This window comes from Nostoc sp. JL33 (genome assembly GCF_017114985.1).
Taxonomy (GTDB): domain Bacteria; phylum Cyanobacteriota; class Cyanobacteriia; order Cyanobacteriales; family Nostocaceae; genus Nostoc.
Map to the genome: position 1 here is coordinate 95,294 of NZ_JABXKP010000074.1, position 18,896 is coordinate 114,189.

General features: G+C 41.4%; 12 protein-coding genes and 3 tRNA genes. 6 read left to right on the forward strand and 9 right to left on the reverse strand.

The features are described from left to right. Positions 1-204: 204 nt before the first annotated feature. Positions 205-864 (reverse strand): exonuclease, encoded by a 660-nt coding sequence (locus HWQ23_RS21060; RefSeq protein WP_292832260.1) that lies wholly within the window; start codon positions 862-864, stop codon positions 205-207. A gap of 130 nt (positions 865-994) precedes the next feature. Here HWQ23_RS21060 and HWQ23_RS21065 point away from each other — a divergent pair, with 130 nt between their 5' ends. Continuing rightward, on the forward strand, positions 995-2,956 hold the full coding sequence (locus tag HWQ23_RS21065; protein WP_292832263.1) for a helix-turn-helix transcriptional regulator: 1,962 nt from the start codon (positions 995-997) through the stop codon (positions 2,954-2,956). Between the two features lie 61 nt (positions 2,957-3,017). Here HWQ23_RS21065 and HWQ23_RS21070 read toward each other — a convergent pair whose 3' ends face one another. The 5 genes from HWQ23_RS21070 to HWQ23_RS21090 all read right to left on the reverse strand — a co-directional run bounded on the left by HWQ23_RS21070 (position 3,018) and on the right by HWQ23_RS21090 (position 5,391). Then, a complete protein-coding gene (locus HWQ23_RS21070; protein WP_292832266.1) occupies positions 3,018-3,233 on the reverse strand; it encodes a hypothetical protein in 216 nt (71 codons plus the stop codon). A 20-nt stretch (positions 3,234-3,253) separates the two neighbouring features. Further along, positions 3,254-4,855 carry a TROVE domain-containing protein gene (locus tag HWQ23_RS21075; RefSeq protein ID WP_292832269.1) on the reverse strand — a complete coding sequence of 534 codons (1,602 nt, stop codon included), beginning with the start codon at positions 4,853-4,855 and terminating at the stop codon, positions 3,254-3,256. Positions 4,856-4,892: 37 nt separating this feature from the next. Then, positions 4,893-5,019, reverse strand: a tRNA-OTHER gene (locus HWQ23_RS21080). A 60-nt stretch (positions 5,020-5,079) separates the two neighbouring features. Further along, a tRNA-OTHER gene (locus HWQ23_RS21085) sits at positions 5,080-5,206 on the reverse strand. A gap of 59 nt (positions 5,207-5,265) precedes the next feature. Continuing rightward, a tRNA-OTHER gene (locus HWQ23_RS21090) sits at positions 5,266-5,391 on the reverse strand. 580 nt (positions 5,392-5,971) lie between these two features. Between HWQ23_RS21090 and HWQ23_RS21095 the strand changes: the two genes are divergently transcribed. Further along, positions 5,972-6,694 (forward strand): hypothetical protein, encoded by a 723-nt coding sequence (locus HWQ23_RS21095; RefSeq protein ID WP_292832272.1) that lies wholly within the window; start codon positions 5,972-5,974, stop codon positions 6,692-6,694. A gap of 18 nt (positions 6,695-6,712) precedes the next feature. Here HWQ23_RS21095 and HWQ23_RS21100 read toward each other — a convergent pair whose 3' ends face one another. The 3 genes from HWQ23_RS21100 to HWQ23_RS21110 all read right to left on the reverse strand — a co-directional run bounded on the left by HWQ23_RS21100 (position 6,713) and on the right by HWQ23_RS21110 (position 9,912). Then, entirely contained in the window at positions 6,713-7,858 is a 1,146-nt protein-coding gene (locus tag HWQ23_RS21100) for a quinone-dependent dihydroorotate dehydrogenase (RefSeq protein WP_292832275.1), read from the reverse strand. A gap of 304 nt (positions 7,859-8,162) precedes the next feature. Beyond that, positions 8,163-8,888, reverse strand: a complete 726-nt coding sequence (locus tag HWQ23_RS21105) for a PEP-CTERM sorting domain-containing protein (RefSeq protein ID WP_292832278.1) — start codon at positions 8,886-8,888, stop codon at positions 8,163-8,165. 697 nt (positions 8,889-9,585) lie between these two features. Further along, positions 9,586-9,912, reverse strand: a complete 327-nt coding sequence (locus HWQ23_RS21110; RefSeq protein WP_292832281.1) for a hypothetical protein — start codon at positions 9,910-9,912, stop codon at positions 9,586-9,588. A 246-nt stretch (positions 9,913-10,158) separates the two neighbouring features. Between HWQ23_RS21110 and HWQ23_RS21115 the strand changes: the two genes are divergently transcribed. From HWQ23_RS21115 to HWQ23_RS21130, 4 genes are all read left to right on the forward strand, one after another. Continuing rightward, positions 10,159-13,080 carry a sensor histidine kinase gene (locus HWQ23_RS21115; RefSeq protein WP_292832283.1) on the forward strand — a complete coding sequence of 974 codons (2,922 nt, stop codon included), beginning with the start codon at positions 10,159-10,161 and terminating at the stop codon, positions 13,078-13,080. A 416-nt stretch (positions 13,081-13,496) separates the two neighbouring features. After that, entirely contained in the window at positions 13,497-13,691 is a 195-nt protein-coding gene (locus HWQ23_RS21120; RefSeq protein WP_292832285.1) for a hypothetical protein, read from the forward strand. 574 nt (positions 13,692-14,265) lie between these two features. Beyond that, the gene (locus tag HWQ23_RS21125; RefSeq protein WP_292832287.1) at positions 14,266-16,098 is read left to right on the forward strand and encodes a vWA domain-containing protein; all 1,833 of its coding nucleotides are present in this window, start codon (positions 14,266-14,268) and stop codon (positions 16,096-16,098) included. A gap of 20 nt (positions 16,099-16,118) precedes the next feature. Further along, positions 16,119-18,869 (forward strand): tubulin-like doman-containing protein, encoded by a 2,751-nt coding sequence (locus HWQ23_RS21130; RefSeq protein WP_292832289.1) that lies wholly within the window; start codon positions 16,119-16,121, stop codon positions 18,867-18,869. The last annotated feature ends 27 nt before the right edge of the window (positions 18,870-18,896 follow it).

An 18,896-nucleotide genomic window follows, 5' to 3' on the forward strand; every position in this document is an offset into this window, starting at 1 on the left:
GGCTGATATGTAGCACATTGGCGTATTAATCGCAATTAGCTCCAAAAGGAACAGCGTAGGCGCAGCCCGCCGTAGGCATCGCTCGATTATTGCTAAGTTATATTACATTATGTTGTCAAATAAGCATTTTGTCTATTCTACAAGAGGTAGATGTTGGCGTAGCCCGTCGTAGACATCGCTTCGGGCGGGTATGCGATCGCACTTCTACGCAGCAACTGCACTGAAGAAGAAATTCAGCCGATTAAGCCATTGATGCCAGACATGAATTAGCCTTGCACGGTCAAATTCAAAAATCTCTGCTTCTTCACCTGGCAAGGCTACGACAATGAGAGCATGGTTAATTTTGCAGTTAAAGAGGCGATCGCTATAATACCGATTTATTGCACCACCATAAGCAGCTAGTTGTAAAGGCTTGTCATAAAGCTTATCAATTCTCAGTTTTGGTTCCTCGGCTGTAGTCCATTCAATTAAATGCGGAACACCTTGATAACGAGCAACTAAATCAACTTTCCCGGCGTAAAGTTCTTTATAGTTAGGCACAATTTGCTCAACAAGTTGAACATCACTAAGTTCGTTTAGCACAGATTGAACGCTATCCCAGTAAGGCTGAATCAGGCTGTTGTCAAGTTTGGGCGAGTAATCTTGCAGGTGTTCTTTAACCAACTGATGCAAGGCATTTCCTCGACGGCGGCTGTTAGCAGCGATTCGGTTTGCTTCTGCATCGCCAACTTTATTGCGCCAATAGGAAAGGGCGGCTAGAGACTTTGGTGGCTGTGTCGCTTTTAAAACTGTGGTGACAGCAGGAAGAAGAACGCCACCATTGCCTTGATAGTAGGATCGTCCGTTGATGTAAGTAGATTTCATAAGTTGTGAGTAGTAAATTACTACATCAACTTTTGCGTTAGCCTAGTACACAAGTAATACACATGCTGTGAGTCTTTGTGACTATATCGAGTACACAGATGTGTACTGTGGTTGTCATGGGCTAATAGTTATGAATCAACAACATTTCAATGCACTATTTAATCGCTTAACTGAAAGGCGGCGAGAGGTGCTGCTGAAACTACTGGCTAACGAAAAAGATGAAGCGATCGCAAAATCTTTGAATATCGCACAAACGACAGTTAGAAAATACCGTCAGAAGATTTGCGAGATATTTGGTTTAACGAATGAATTTACAGATCAACGCCACTCGAAGTTCCCCGAATTGATTGCTTTATTTGCCAAGTACAAGCCTGATTTATTAAATCAAAATACTTCATGTTTACCAGAAACTGAAAATTTCAGTCAAGAGAAAACGATATTGAATAATTCTGATTTTGTGGGGCGTGAGGATGTGATCGCACATCTCAACAATCTTGTTAACGAAGGTGCAAAAGTTATCTTAATCCAGGCAGAGGGTGGTGTAGGCAAAACTAAGTTAGCTAAAAAATGGTTTGAGCGTCAAGGTTTAAAAATGTTGGAACTACAGTTTGCAACGATGCTGGAGCAAATTAAAAGTGAGCTTCATACTCAAAAAATCGGCTTTTTAATTAATAACTTAGAATCATCTCTTATAAATGGTCAATTCAAAGAATCACATCAAAGCGACTATGTAGAACTATTAAAATCGCTAGCTGATACTAGTGTAAAATCAATTACACTTATTACAAGCCGTGAGCCACTGGATGATGATAGATTAAAGTCAGAGGATATAAAACCTTATCACTTGGAAGGTTTGAAAGTAGATATATGGAAAGATTTTTTTAAAATTAATAATATCAATATAGACATAGATGCTATTAGTGAGATTAACCAAGCCTATGGTGGAAATGCTGAGGCGATGTCTCTTCTTTGTGCTGATATTAAAAGCGAGGAATTTAAAGGTGATTTAAATGCATATTGGCAGAAATACAAGAATGATTTATTGGTAAATGCAAAGTTAGAAAATCTTGTTAAACGTCAGTTTGATAAACTTAAACGAGATAATGTGCAAGCCTATAAACTTTTATGTAGATTAGGATGTTACCGTTATCAATATATTTCTTTAATATCTGAAAAAGGAATTTTTTGTTTACTTTGGGACGAGCAAAATGAGCGAAATAAACGCCGATTTATCAGGGATTTAAAAAACAGGGCTTTAGTAAAGTTTAGCAGTGAAGGATACTATTTATATGAAGTTATCCGCCAAGAAGCGATAGAAAGACTTAAATTAACAGATGATTGGAAACAATCTCACGCTGAAGCCGGAACATTTTTATCTACATTAATATCTAATAATTGCCAAACAATTATCCCAAAAATTACTTTTACGAAAGTGAATGATACTCAAGAACAAATGTATCTAAATATAGAAAGTGCAGAAATAGTAGTAAAACAAGAACTAACTAAACAGGAAACTATTGCCTTAGAAGTTGTTTATCATGCTATAGAATTTTATGGAGCAGGTTGTTTTGAAGAATTAAGACAAGAACCAAATTTATTAGATAATGCTTTTTTTCAAGCTATCAGAAATATGGTTTTGGAATATATTGATTGTTATAGTAATTTAGGTATAGTACTTTATCAATTTGCATTAACTACACAAGTATTAGGAATAATCGATGAAAGGGAAGGGAATTTTACAGCAAGTAGCAAGAAATTTAAGTATTACCAAAGAAGTTTGAAAGTAAGCCAATGTTTTTTTCAAACAGCTTTGCTGATAGCGACGAGAGTTAAAGAGGATAAATTAATGATTAATTTACTTCGTTCCTTAGCTGAATGTCAGGATTTTACGGGAATATTTTTACATCAAATTACAAAAAATAACGAAAGTAAAGAAGCTTTTGATGAAATCAAAGTAAAGTTGGAAAAAGTAGTAGAAATATTTCCTAAACTGTCATTTGAGCAACAAATTGAGGAAGTAAAACAAGCAATTCATAGTCTAAGAATAAATGAAGAATCTTACAGTACATTCATAGTAACATTTTTGACTTAATTAGCATAATTTTAACTCACAAGTTTGACAGGTGCGATCGCACATCGAAGACACCCTACTCTTACCCATCACTGAAATAGAAAAACGACCATTCAAAAATTAAATCGCCTTCTTCTTTGCGTAAGGTAAAAATCAAACAAAGGCGGGTGCGGGGATTGAACCCGCTAATCCCCACAATGGTGGAGACGTAACCGATAACCTTAAATTCTTCGGCCCCGAAAGGCAAGTTGTGAACAAGGATAACCCGCCATGAAGTATGAAGGATAAAGTGTTTCATCCTTTACCCTTCAGCAATATCTACAATTCATCTGTAGCAAGCATCTGGATGATCCGAGGCGTACCTGGATCGAACCCTGCCAAATCCCAAGACAGCGAATCTTCAGGATCTACCAAAGTAATCTGGTAAGGTGTCAAGGTGACATACACCGCCTTGACGTTGGGATTTACCTTTTTGCGGTACTCCTTCAACGCTTGACTTGGATGCTTATTTCCCGCCCAGCTTTCAGAGTCAGTCCAAAAGCAAACTACATCCGCCTTGAACTTATTCTTAATCATCCAGTCGTAAGCCACAGATGCATCCGTTCCGCCGAAGTTTTGGTTGCTAGCTTTGCGAACCGCAGAACTAAAACTATCTTTAGCTGTGATACCTAATTCACGGAATTCAGTAGCAAAGCCGCGAATCATGTAGTTTTTCTCTGCTTTTGCTGTCACCAGTGCCATTGTGGTAGCAATTTCACAACAAGTTAGTCCCATATCTGCAACCAAGTTACCCATAGAACCAGAAACATCCACGGCGTGCATGAACACTTTACCAGTGGGTTGCACAACATCAAAAGACAGTTCAACAGCCTTTTCTAAGATGTCTACAATCCGAGGAACTGGGTTCCAAGTTTTCTTACTGCGTCCTAATGTTCCACCAGATTGATAAGTTTTGAGTGCTTTCAAAACATCAATCGGATGAATGCGACCTTTACGCAGATGTTCTCTGCGATTAAGAACTGCTTCCACTTGCAGCAAATTAGCGTTTTCATCAGCTCGTAACACACCCAGTTCAGTTAAAGAACCCAGGTTACGCAACATTGCGCCTATTGGCATTTCCTGAAAAAGCAGCTGCCAAGCAAGCTTGTCCATTTTGCCCACAGGTGCAGCCATTTCGTGGGTTAAGCGTCCTTGGGAAATAGCTTCATGAGTTTGGGTAGGATTCCGCTTCAGCCACTCATACCACCAAATCTGCGCCAACGCCTCAGAGGGGATATCTGCTGGCAATTCTTCCCAGCCTCTAACTACCCACTCAAATAGTTGACGGTGATTTTCTGTAGGCGGTTTGACATGGAACAACCGCAATGCATCTCGGTGGGAGAAGCCTTGACGCTGTTGATATTTCAACAGTTGATAAGCTAAACCCTTGACATCTTCCCTTGAGAGCCAAGTTTTACCAGCTTCCCGTACTACTTTGCCAAATCCCCGCAGAGATTTAGTGTAGTTCAACCATTCGTAGAAGTGACTACCAGTGCGGACAACTTGCGGGAAGATTTCACCAAAAGCTTGTTTTGCTTCCGGTGCTTCACCCATCGATAGCAGCACCAAAGCTAATATTGGCGCACTGTTATTGATGGCGCGTCCATCGCTAGCATACAAAATTTCTTCTGCCGCACGGCTGGGATTTTCGGCAACAGCTTGTCTGACAACTGTCACAAAATCTTCAGTTAATTCCTGTTTTCCAGCGTAGTAAGTGCTTTTTGCTGTGCCAACCAATAGACAACGGCGCAGCATCTTCCAAATACCAGCATCAAACATCCAGCCGCCGGAACGCCCCTGAACCATTTCTGCTTCTCGTCCGGGGATAGGTTGATTTTGGGGTGTAGTTGTTTTCTTTTTAGTGAAGAAGTTGTAATTCATGGCTTCATCTCCCGGCCCTTGCGGGCAAAAATGAAAGGTGGCAGAGCGGGAATCGAACCCGCGACATCCGGCTTAACAGGCGATAACCCTAATTCGTCGGCCTTTTCAGGCAAGGTGTGAATAAGGATGTTTTTCGGCGCTCTACCAAACTGAGCTACCTGCCACATGGAAATTTTGGATTTTGGATTTTAGATTTTGGATTGAATCTTAAATCTAAAATTATTTGGTGTAGCGGAGCGGGATTTGAACCCGCGACCTCTCGAACCCTAATCGATAACCCTAATTCGTCGGCCTTTTCAGGCAAGGGGTGAACAAGGATGTTTAGCGCTCTACCTCTGAGCTATCCGCCACATGAAAATTTTGGATTTTAGATTTTAGATTTTGGATTGAATCTAAAATCTAAAATTAATTGGTGTAGTGGAGCGGGAATCGAACCCGCGAATGCTCGTTTTTTACGATAACCCTCAATTCGTCGGCCTTTGCAGGCAAGGGGTGAATAAGGATATTAAGCGCCTTACCACTTGGCTACCCACCACATGACAATTTAAAACTCAGCACTCAATTTGCTGTAGCGGAACAGGATTTTTACCTGCACCTCCAGAAGTTCGATCAAGGGTGTTTAAGTTATATGCGATAACCCTCAATATGTCGCCCCTTCCGGGTAAGGTGGGCGCTCTGCGATTTGAGCTATCCGCTACTGGTGAAAGCTAACTCCCTAATGAAAGTTGGCTTGTATTATTAATGTAGTATATGTATTATCTATTGTCAAGGGTCTGGCAAGCTAATGCGCGAATCATTGCTTTGGAAAGAGAAGTCTGAGCGGCACAAGCAAGCCGTCGCTGAGAATTTAGGGGGGATATTATCCGAGATGTATTGCGATCGCTCTGGTTAAAACCCTTTTATTTTCTCTAGGAAAAAACTTATGTGCGTAGTTTACCGCCGTAGGCATCGCACACAAATAGTCACATAAGCAGAAGGGCGATCAGGGTATAACACCTAGCGACTAAAGGTTTTGCCGACAAATTTGCCGCAACTTTGCCAAAAGATACAAAAAAGTACCCAAATTTTTGCCAATATAATATATTATTTCCTAAAATTCACTTGGCAAAAATCGGTATGAGTGAAAAACCGATAGAAGGTAACGGTAAGGCTTTTCTCGTTCTACTTTTGCCCATCTCGTTTTTGATTATTTTCCTGATTACTACTTGGAGAATTTTACTGGCAGCAATTTTGCTGGTAATTGGCTTCAAGGTTTGGCAGGAATATCAATGGCAACAGTGGACTGTGCGAGTTAACCCAATTTTTCATCAGTTGGTTCGCGAAAATCAGGGCAGAATTACGCCAATGGACTTGGCAATCAGGGGCAATTTTCCTGGAACAACGGCAAAACGCTACTTGGATAGTAAAGCCTCGGAATTTGGTGCGAGTATACTCAACTCTGAAGATGCAGGGCAGTCTTATTACTTTATAACTGCCAGCATTCTCGGTAATATTCTTGACAGTAGTGAGCCTGTTAAAGAACTTCCTGCTCAACCAGTTACTACAACTGCGCGATCGCTCTTAGCACCACCACCAACCCCACAGGAGGAATCAGAAACCGAATCACTTCCACAGCCAACCCATGATCAAGCTAAACGATCGCTGGAAAAACAGTTAATTTTTGGCTCTCTGATCCAATCTGAACTTGCCAAACGGCTAAATGTCTATTCCAGTACGGTTTATAAACGGCGAAATGATCCAGAGTTTCCAGAGTGGAGTCGCAGCAAAGACCCTGATGGTATTGCCTGGTCATACTCGGAAAAAACTAAAGAGTTTTTCCCAGTGGAGGAAGAAGGTTAAACAATTCAAAATTCAAAATTAGAATTTTTGAATTTTTGTTTGTAAACCCACAGCTTCGTTGATGGAAGTTAATCCGCTTTCTTCTAGCTTGGAAAGTAAACCTGCGAGAATTCGGCGTACCATCAGTGGGCCTTCGTAAATCCAGCCTGTGTAAACCTGGATCAGGCTAGCACCAGCAGTAATTTTCTCCCAAGCATCTTCAGGAGAAAAGATGCCACCAACGCCAATAATTGGGATTTGTCCTTGAGTTTGCTGCCAAATAAAACGAATTATCTCGGTGGAGCGATCGCGCAATGGTTCACCGCTAATTCCGCCAGCTTCATCCTGGGGTGATTTGCCCGTTTGGTCAATTATCTGGGTTTTTAGTCCATCACGGCGGATAGTGGTGTTAGTGGCGATAATTCCCGCCAATTGGTAGGTTTTAGCAAGAGTTATAATGTCAGCGATCGCTGACCATTCTAAATCTGGCGCTATCTTCACAAAAATTGGTTTTTGTGTAGTATTTTCTTGTTGCAATAAATCTAAGATGGCACTGAGCATAGAAGCATCTTGGAGCGATCGCAACCCCGGTGTATTGGGGGAAGAGACATTAACAACAAAATAGTCTCCCAAATCCTTGAGGTAGCGAAAACTATCAAGATAATCCTGTGCAGCTGCTTCTAGGGGAGTTATCTTAGATTTACCCAAATTTATTCCTATGGGTATTGGCTGGGTTAACTTCTGTTTTTCCTCTGCCAAAAGTGCCGCCATTGCTGCTGCACCGCGATTATTAAAGCCCATCCGATTGAGAGCAGCTTTATCCAACGGCAAGCGAAACAAACGGGGACGGGGATTTCCCGGCTGTGCGTGAAAAGTTACAGTTCCTAATTCTGCAAAGCCAAAACCCAGGTTAGACCAAATACCAGCAGCGACTCCATCCTTATCAAACCCAGCTGCTAACCCTACGGGATTAGGAAAGTTTAGTCCAAACAAATTCTGTTCTAGGCGTGAATCGTACAGACATAAGGACTGCTTTAGGCGTTGGTTTACCCAACTAGCAGGGGGGCGATCGCCTGTTTGGGATAGCCAGCTAAAATTGCGAATCGTCTGCTGGTGCAACCACTCTGAATCAGTTTTTACCACATTAAACAAAAGCGGACGAATGGCAAATTTATAAATATCCATTAGCTTTTAGAAAACTGTATTTGCTTTTCAAGAAAATTACCCACTTAGGCATAGTTACATAAAAAATACCCTCACTTACGGGTAAGGGTATTGGAATATTACTATGTATGAGATATCCTTGTTTTGTCAGTTTGGCAGAATGTAATAGCCCAAAGGGTTACAGGGCTTTAGTTTCTAATTTGTTATAAAATAAAGCCTCAAACCTTTATGAAATCAAAGTCTCAGAGTTTGGCTTCCATTATTGTTTTCCGAGAGTGACAAAACAGGGATAAAACAGTTCTTTAGCTGTGTAACAACGACGAATTTATTCTGCTTGCGAGGCTTTTTGCTTGCGCTTGATCATCCATCCCATGACACCAGCAACTGCTATAGCACTAAGAGTACTGGGTTCAGGAACAGAGGTAAGCGCTAGTTTCGTTCTGAAGATGGCATAATTGCGATCGCTGCTAGAGTCGTAGTCCAGCGAGTCATGCCATATAAACTTTGCTTGCGAAGATATACCTGGAATCGTACCCCAAGGACCAGTTCCTTGGGCAGCCGACACCTGTGGGATCTTCCAAGTTGCGCTACCTATTTCGCCAGCGACAGTTGTTAATAAAGGAACATCACCAAACTCACCTGGATTTGCACCACTAGCAATTTTGTATACCCAATCGCTAGTATTTGATAAGAGGGAACCGCCACCAGCCAATGTGAAGTCGCCTATCCAGGATTGATTGAAGCCATCATCCCAAGCTAGGACATACAAGTAGTCTCCGTTATTGGCGTTGAAATTGAAGGTTTCAGGCAAAGACCAGTTATATTCGCCAGGATTGCCAGATGCACCCTTCTCGTTTCTACCAACAAATGTCAACCCGCTACCGTCCGCTTGACCGTAGTAAAGACCATAATGGTTATCTGCTGTGAGCGTTGCTGTAATATTGACAGCGTGCGCCGAAGTTGTTCCAGTTAACAATAAAGCAACTGATCCTAACATCCCTGTTAGCCCAAGTTTGAGAGAATTAGGATTTGAAATGAAAGTAAAACTCATTTGCTCTCCAAAAAAGCTCAAATTTAGTTTGTCCAGACGTCCATCCTCGGACAACACAAATATATTATTGCTAAAAATACTTAGTATCAATCGCTAATTGAGCTTTTTACCAAATCAACATAATATCAACATCATGTATAATTTATTCTTTTATAAAATTAAATATATTTAAGCTATTTACCAGGGTTGCAGCTTTTTTAGAGTGTCTTTAGTTAAAATAAAGTTTTTATAAAGTTATAAATGTTTAGGATTGACGCACTGTACAAACGAATCATCTTGTGAATCTAACGTAAATATGTCGTTTCAGCCGTTTACCAACTATCCTCTGTTAGTCGCGTAGGCTAGCAAGAACCGCAGGCATCGCAAAAATATAGTTGAAAAATCTGATTAAAAGCCTTGAAAAGCATACCTGCTATTTCGGCTTTTCTGTGGATGCGTAAGTCCTAATGTTTACTATTGAGCTGTGTAGGGGTTCATCTTGAGACATTAGAGTTTCAAGCTAAGGAATTTTATGAATCTCAAGGCTACACTGTATTTGCTTTTCAAGAAAATTACCCACTTGGGCATAAAAGATACTTCATGCAAAAGTTATTTAACTAATTCTGTGAGTTGAAATCCCCGTTATAAAACTTAATGACGTTAGCGAGTCCGCGAACGTCATTACGAATTACGAATTATTTTAAGTAGACTGCCGCGCTTAATCTTTAGCTTGTCGGAGTTCATCTTTAGCTTGTCGGAGTTCATCTTTAGCTTGTCGGAGTTCTTCTTTAGTTAGCCGCACTTCTTCAGCAATCTGCCGTATTTCTTCGGCAGAATTTCTCATTTCTTCAGCAAGCTGCCGGGTTTCTTCGGCAGAATTTCTCATTTCTTCAGCAAGCTGTCGCTGCTCTTCTTGTGAGAGCCTGAAATCTTCAGCAGACTCTCGATCCTTCTCTTCTAAGAGCCTGCTACCTTCAGCAGACTCTCGCTTTTCCTCTGAGACTTGTCTCTGCTCCTCTTGAGCATTGGACGAAGTTTCGCCCATTTCCCTAGCACTCCATAATCTAACTTCAACGAACCCCTTAGCTAGAACTTTCAGCAAACACCCCTGGCAATATTACTCAGGATGCTTTTCTGGGCATTTCATATATTACCTTAATTTTCCCGGTATCTGGAAAACCTCAGTTCCATTCCCTAGTAGGAGAGGGCTGGGGGGTTAGGTTTAGCGTTGACTTTTCCATATAACGTGAAAAGTCAGATATATTACAAGCTATGTTAACCAATAAATCAGATGGGGCAGCCACAAAAACCTATAGCCGCCGAACAGCAGATCCTTTCCTTGGGACGTGTGCTCCAACGGCTTAGGGAAGAAGATGATGTTGACGTTCTGATTGAAACTACTATTTCATATCTCAAAGAACAGTTTGACTACAAACTGATTTGGATTGCTCTTTACGATCGCCTGAATCACATATTATTCGGCAAAGGAGGCATGACACCTGATAATGATACGGTCTTTTTACGGCAAAGGGTTGTTCTCAGTCCTGGGGATTTATTAGAGCAAGTAGTGATTGAACAAAACCCCTTGGGTGTAGCCAATTTACAAACTGAAATCCGCGCCGCCGAATGGCGAAAAATTGCCGAAAAATTCCACATCCAGGGAACAATTATTATACCAATTCGCTATAAAGGCCATTGCTTAGGCTTGCTGTTACTAGGTTCAGAACGCTGGGGCTACCTACTCCCGGCAGAAGCAAAAGCACGTTTGATGATGGTTTTAGGCGAACTGGGGGCAGTGCTTTATCAAAATGAGATGGATTTGCAGCACAAGCAAACCAAGAGAACCGACGAGCCATTATTAGAATTGCTGGAAAAATTACGCACCCTCAGTAACCTTAATCAAAGACTTGAAGCAGCAGTCCAAGCAACTCATAAATTTGTCTCCCCCAGCCGGACAAATGTTTACTGGTTTGAACGGGAAGGGCGCTACTTTTGGTGTCGGATGGGCAATCAGCTTGTCAAACTTGATCGCAATTCCAACACTCCGCAAGCAGCAGGAATGACTGTACAGGACTTGAGCGACTTTTATTATGCTTTGTCAGTTAACCAAATTGTCTCGATTGGTGATGCACGCAGTTCTTTAAAGAGTCATTTTACGGCAAAATTGCTGCAACGGTTGAAGGTGCGATCGCTCTTGGCAGCTCCAATAATCTGGCAAAAGGACTTAGTAGGCTTTCTGGCGGTAGAAAGCAATGAACCTCGGATATGGACGGAGACAGACAAAAATTTTGTCCAAGGTGTTTCTGGCTTAATCTCCCTGGTTGCATCTACCGAAAGCATGGAAAGCACTATCAAACAGATTCAAGAGGATGCTCAACTGACTAGCCAAGTTGCCCAAGGTATTTATAGCGAACATGACCTTCAGGAAACTTTACATAGCTGTGCTAAAAAAGTTTTAGCTCGACTAGCTGCGACGCGATTTTTGTTGTTGCAGTATGATCCTAATGAGAATAATTATCAATTTATTTACCAAAATCAGCCCTATAATCGCCGCTCGTTGACATTTACCCTTGATAGTCTCAAAGAATTAGATGGGCAGCTTTTGCAACGTTCAACTCAAGCGGTGGAGATTCAGAACTTAGATGAAGATTTACGCTTTTTTAACTGGCGTCCCCTTTTACTAGAAAATGGTGTGCGATCGCTACTTATTTGTAAATGCACTCACGAGCATATACCAGCAACGCTTTTGGTGATCACTCAGGAAACCCATCATTCTTGGACAACTCTGGAAAAGGAATTGCTGTGGGCCGTCAGTCAACAGATTGGTGTAATTGTTCGTCAGTGGCAATTACATAACCGCACCACCCAGCAGCAAAAAATTTCCCAGGCATTTGAGCAATGCCTACGCATCCTGACACAATCCCAGAACAAGAAAATCGAGGTCGAAAAAAAGCATTTAGAACGCACAGCACTCGAACAAATAGCATTAATTTTGGGCTGTCCCCTAGCGATACTGCTATCTTGGTCGCCTGGTGAAAGTTCGGCAGAAATTATCCCTGGAGTGATTGACAATAGTAAATTTGGGATTTTTTCCGAGGCATCTATTCCTATTCAGGCTGAAGCCTTAATTCAATGGGCACTTGCTACGGAGAGTTACCTGACTTTGAAGGTAGATAATTTACCCCCGGAAACCCGGAAATGGTTGAATGTTCCAGACAAAGGTCAAATTTTGGTGATGGCATTACGTACCAATACTGACTATGAAAGCACAGGTGTAGTGTTGTTGGCAGACTATCAAGAGCATCGCTGGTCAGAACAAAGCCTCAGTGCGACAGCAACCCTGGTTTCTCAATTAGCCTGGTGGCGTCGTGAAAAGCTTATTTCCCGACTTCTAGAATCCACAACAGAGGAATTAAGACAACTCAACTGGTACAAACATCGTCGCTTAGAGGAAATCCAAAGAATAACGGCGCTCTCCCTTAGAAAAATACATGATTTGGGCATTCCTAGTAATGAACTTACTCAGATGCGCTACCAGCTATTGCTGCGGCAGTTAGACCACACAGTTGCCTCTATGATTGGAATGCTCAAACTTGAGCAGTGGCAGCTACATATCAGTTGGGAAACTATGCCCATAGCCAGTTTACTGAAGCGATCGCTCGAACGCATCGAAAATTTACTTAAACAACAAAAGCTGTGGATTGGTGTACATGGTTTGGGACAACAAGTTGAGGCGCAATCGCCAAATAATTCTTCATTAGCCAAAGCTGTTCCTACCTTAAACGCTCAATCTGCAATGGCGATCGCTGGTGATATTGTCAAGATTGAATTAGTTATCCATGAATTATTGGTTACTGCCTGTAACCGTTCTCAAATCGGGGGCAGAATTGATATTTGGTGTCGCCGTTTAGATGCATCTAAAATCGGAAATGCAAATCCTTCTTCTGAAACCGTAGAAACTGATCATCAGACATCGCTAGAACTATCGATTACATACAACGGTGCGATCGAACCACAGTTACTTACGGAATTACATAATAATACACCCAAAGATGTGCTTGCTCACTCCAACCTCGACCAACCGCCAGGTTTACATCTGCTAATCTGCCAAAACCTCATGCAGGAGTTAGGAGGAGAGTTAAATTTCTATCAATTACCAGATAATCGAGTAGTTAGCCGCTTGCTGTTACCCTTAGTTGGTCATGATTCTTAGAGGATGTTTGAAAAGTATTGGGCGAATAGAATAGAGCCTCCGGCACGCTGACGCGTAGCTTGCTTCTCCGTAGGAGTACGCTACTACACAAAACTTACTCCACCGACCTGGACTAAGAGAAAATAAAAGGTTTTAACCGAATGGCACTAAGTTAAGATACAGCCCCTGCCCTGACTGGTTCCCAGCCTAGAGGCTGGGAACCCATTCTGTGAGGCTCCGCCTCCAGTGGCTTGACCAGAGGCAGAGCCTCTTGAAATTCGTTCCCAGCCTGAAGACTGGGAACGAGGCGACAAAAGCCTTGGCGATGCCGAAGGCGGGCTTCTTTACGAGACGCTACGCGATCGCCAACGCGTTTGTTACATTGGCGACTCCATTTGTTATATTGGCGCTCGCGTTTGCTACATTGGCGCTCGCGTTTGCTACATTGGCGCTCGCGTTTGTTACATTGGCGATCGCGTTTGTTATATCGGCGATCACGTTTGCGACATTGGCGATCGCGTTTGTTACATTGGCGATCGCGTTTGTTACATTGGCGATCGCGTTTGTTACAAAAACCATCACTTGATATTTATCCAAAATACTTGCCTGCTCTACCTCCTGCCATTTTTTAAGTCGTCGAACTCACATCATATTAACTACAAGCGTTAACAATTTATCCTTGTCACTGTCAACGCTAATTAAACGGAAATATAAAATTATCTTGACTTGAATATCTACAAGAAAACGTGACATTTTTTAAAATAGTAGTTAATATGTAACTTGATAAAACACTGATCAACATCATTCGTTTTTGAATATTAAAATATATTAGCTAAATATCACGAAGATATTTATGATTTAGCATGAATAATATAGCGCTTCTCGGTTGAGTGAAATACAGACCTAACCCCCAACCCCTTCCCTACTAGCGTTGGGGAGTAAGATTCAAAGCCTCTCTCCTAAAAGGAGAGAGGTCAAAGTGTATTGCATACAAACGAGCGATCGCTATAAAACAAAAATTGATTTTTATAAATTACATTATCGTATTTACATATTTAGATAGTTAATTAAATGTTTATATCTATTTGGGTATGAGAATAGCGGCTTAAATCTGCATTTATTAGGTAATAAGATGAAATCAAAACTCTTAAGCCATCGCCTTTACAAAGATCAATATAAAATTTATCTGCCTGGAGGAATCTATCAATGAGTTTTAGATACTTCAAGCGTTTGTTGAGATTTAATTCAATCCAAAGCATTATTGTTTTGGCTCTAATATCAATTCCTAACTTGTGTGGTCTATCTGCTCAGACTACTCCTAAAGGGGGAATTGACTGGATTTTAGTAGTAGATACTTCTGCTTCAATGCGTGGTGTCGGTGGAACAAAAAATATTTTTGAACCAGTAAAGAATTCTGTTAATGAATTTGTTAACACGGCCAGATTAGGCGACACAGTTACTATTTATAGTTTCGATCAAGATGTCACCTTAAATGCCAATGATGTCAGTATTACGAGTAATGCAGACAGAGGTAAACTCAAGCAAATAATTAGTTCACTTCAAGCTCAGGGTATGCGTACTCATACAGGTAAGGCTGTACAAAAGGCTTTGGAACATTCTGCCCTGTTAAACAAACGTGCTGATGCTCTTGGTCGTACTGTCAGTATAGTATTTCTGACAGACGGATTAGAAGATGTGCGTGGTATTCCTAATCCTATTTCTATTCCTAGCAATACCAAACTTTTGCCTGATCAACAATGCAAGCCCTATATATTTTTTGTGTCTTTAGGATTAAAAGAACACGAAAAGCAGCTGAATGACTTTGCTAGCAATCCAGCGCTTTGCGGGAAGGGAGAGGTATTGCGAGATCCTGGAGGAGTTCAACTCAACAAGCTGGCTGAAAATATCCGACCAGTGCTGATTACACCTAAGCTTGATGTCAATTTACCCACGGCGAATTTGCAGCCAGTATTACCTGGAACAACTACTGAACCGCTCAATATTAATGGCATTAGTAATGTCAATGGTAAGGTAAGTTTGCAATTGGAAGACCCTCAGCAAAGTGGTATTCGCTTAATTCCACCCGATCGCACCATCGAGTTAGTTGCTAATCAAGCAACAGCCATTCCCGTGCGTTTACAGATACCAGCAGAGGCAAAGGGGGGCGTTAGTAGCTTGCGCTTGGTGTTGGCGATCGCAGACCAAGCGATCGCACCGATTACAATTGACCTACCTATAACCATTAAGTCGAAACTACAAATACAACCGACAAAGATAGATTTTGGCTCAATAGAAGCAGGTAAAACCACTGAAATTCAAACTTTGGTAGTTAATACTAATACATCTGGAACAGCTAGCTTACAATTGCAAGGCAATTCCAAAGACGTTTCTATAGCAGAACCTTCAACAGCCATATCCTTACAACCAGGAGAAACTCAAATTCCTGTGCAGTTGCAGGTTAATGATAGCAATTTTGAAAGCGATCGCACTTTCACCTTAGTTCTAACCCCAGAAAACTCAATTGCTAGTCCTGTCAGTGCGAAAGTTCACCTGTATATTTTAATGCCACTGGCACGAAAAATAATCATTTGGTTGCTCTTAGGGCTGTTGGTGTTGTTAATTGCCCTAATCGTAGTTTGTCTGATTCAACGCAAAACCCCTTTGGAATTAGTTGAACATTTCCGCAACCGTAAGTATTTAGAAGGGGCGCTGGTAGTGCTGGAACCACGACCACAATCATCGGAAGACCAAGAGATTAGTCTCACTCACCAGCACAAAAACAAAGTGTGCCTAAGTGAATTAATACCAGTAATAGCTGGTACAAATTCTGATGCCGAGTTAGTCACAGTTTGGCGGGCAGGCAAAAAAAATATAGATTTACATTGTTTGAAAGGTGTAATTTTTGTGAACACTAAAAATATAAATACAGATGAACTCTACGACGAGGACATCATCGAGATTGGCAACGTTAGGTTGCAATTTAACTGGATTGAACACCAAAGACCCTCTGAGTTAAGCAGTGGGCAGACAAACTCTTGAATAATATCACAGGAAAATGAATGTTAAGTCCCACGGTTGTGCGTCCCACGGTTGTTTTTCGTCCTACCGTTGTTATCGGGTTAGGAGGAACGGGTTATGAAGTTGTACTCAAACTCAAAAAGCGATTTATAGATGTTTACGGCTCAGTACCAGAAGTTATTCGTTTTATTTCGATTGATACTACTGAAAACATCCAAGAACGAGAAAAATCACCCGATGGCACCAAGGTTATCTTAGAACCTAATGAACTTTATGCCATCTCTGTAGCAAATCCACAACTCCTAATATCTGGAGAGCATATCGCTAAATGGTGGCCTAGGGGCATTCCAACATCCAGCTTGATCAGTGGTGCTGGACAGATTCGGGCCCGGGGACGGCTCGCCTTATTTGCTAAAGTAGGGGATATTGACGCTTTAATTGGTCAAGCAATCAATGCTGTACGCGAAATTCGCACTAGCACAACAATATTTTCAGGAAACTTTCAAGTTTCCAATCGGGATGGTGTCGAAGTTTTTATTGTTGGCAGTTTGGCTGGTGGGACGGGCAGTGGCACGTTCTTAGATGTGGCATTTTTAACACGAGAACATCTTAATAATTTTTCTAATATTACGGGGGTATTTGTTTTACCGAGAGTGTTTGCCAATATTCCCCAAACTAACTTAGTGAAGTCTAATGCTTATGGCGCTCTCAAGGAAATCGAACACTTTTCGGGATTGTCACCGTCTAATAGCATTGAGATTGATTATGGTATTTCCAAGATTCAAGCCGATCGCTCTCCCTTTGATGCTGTATTTTTAATTGATGGCGTTAACAAAAATGGAACTGTAGTCAGCCGTCCAGACGATTTGCAAAATTTAGTTGCAGATGGTTTATACATCCAGATTGGTTCTCAAATCGGTCTAGACGCTGCTAACGTTGCTGATAACATTCGCGCTTATCTGGCAAATGGTGAGAAAGTCCGAGGAAAGAATATAAATTACTGTAGTTTTGGCTTTGCTACCCTGACTTTACCACTACAGCAATACGAGCGCATGAAATTAGAGGACGCTCAAAGCTTGCTGAAGAATGAGTTAATGGCATCTACCCCAACAATCAATTTAGAAAGCGAAATCACCCGGTTTTTAGAAGATTGCAAGTTAGCAGAAGCGACTACTGTCCTCAATGCCTTAAGTGAAAGCGATCGCGGCGGACAAATGAAACCCGAATTGCGAATTGGCGAAATGCATTATGACGGTACAGCTTTACCGACGATCAAAAAACTCTACACACAGCAGTTAGATCAATTTGAACAACGGACGGCTCAAGAATTGGGATTGAGTTTTTATCGCTTACAGCAGACTACAACTGCTGCGATAGCAACTTTCTGGGAGCGGAGTCTTAATCGTCCTAATGGACTAGCTTATGTCTTGCAATTTTTAACCAGACTTTCCCAAAAGCTGGATGAATTGCAACAGAGTGTGCAACGCAAATCTCAAGAGGTACAATCGAACTTCAATGCTTTGAAATTAGAAGCCCATGAACAAAGGCTTAAAGAAGCTTCAGAAACTTTCTTTAAAAATAAAAATACTATTCAAGCAGCTTGCCAGAAGTACAAAGAACGGGCTGACCAAAAGTGGAAGACTTATTTACATTGGAAGCGGTGTGATAAAGCGGCTGAACTCTATGGTGTGCTGCGGGTTAAGGTAGAGGAAATCCAGGAAAAGTGCCAGCATTTACACAGCAACTTAGATAAAGTTTATCGAGATTTAGAACAGAGTTATCAGGAGGTCAACCGTCAAGGAAATAACAACAATCCTTTTATTCATACTATTCAACGTGCAAATCTGCAATCTAAACGCCCCAAAATCACTGGCGAAGATTTTATTCGTTGGTATCGAGAACAGTCTCAAAGTTTAACCAATTGGTCTGAGAAAAAAGCTGAAGATGTCAAGAATGAAATTTTGGCATTTTTAAATGAGGTTTACCTTCCACTGACCAGTATGACTGTTGAGGAGGTTTTGGCAGATAGCAATCCAGAAGACGCGGGACAAGATTTGCAACAACTTGGCAAACTTGCAGTTCCTCTATGGCAATATCAAGCAGAGGAAATTCCCATTCAACAGCAGCATTTAATTACGGAATTTTATTACTACGGGGTTGAGAGTAGCAACACAGTTTTTAGCAATCCGCCGCTTTCAAGTCGTTTGCCTAAAGGAAAAAATAATCCGTCTTTCGTACCAACAGGCGACCCCCATAAGGTGATGCTGTTTCGAGTGGAAATCGGTGTCCCATTATTTGCCTTCAACGGAATGAAGGATCTGGAGCAAGCTTATCTAGATCCGAATAAAGCCTTCAAGCACTTAGACCGCAATTGGACAAACTTACCCAATTTAATTCCACCGGAAGATGATGGTGGGGCGTTACGTTGGTTTGCCTTAGCGTTGGCATCCGATCCGTATAAATTGATTGTCAATGAGAGACGGCAATACTCTGCTCATACAGACCAAGCGAGAAGATTAGAAGGTCAAGTTTTGCCATTGGGAGGCGATCGCAAGTCAGCATTTGAAGCTTTCAAACGTAACTTGCCTTTAGTCAAGGAAATTTCTGAAAAAGTTGAGTGTATTACTTACGAAGACAAAGACAAAGCCAAATCTACTCTGGAGAGTCATATCAATCAACTTAATAAGCATTTAAGCATAAAAGATAGGATTGATTCCCGGATTGAAGAACAGGTAAAAATGGAAATCCAGGAAATTGAAGCTTACCTGGAAGATTTAGATGTGATTATTTAGCCCCGTAGTCTACGCTCTAAGAGTGTT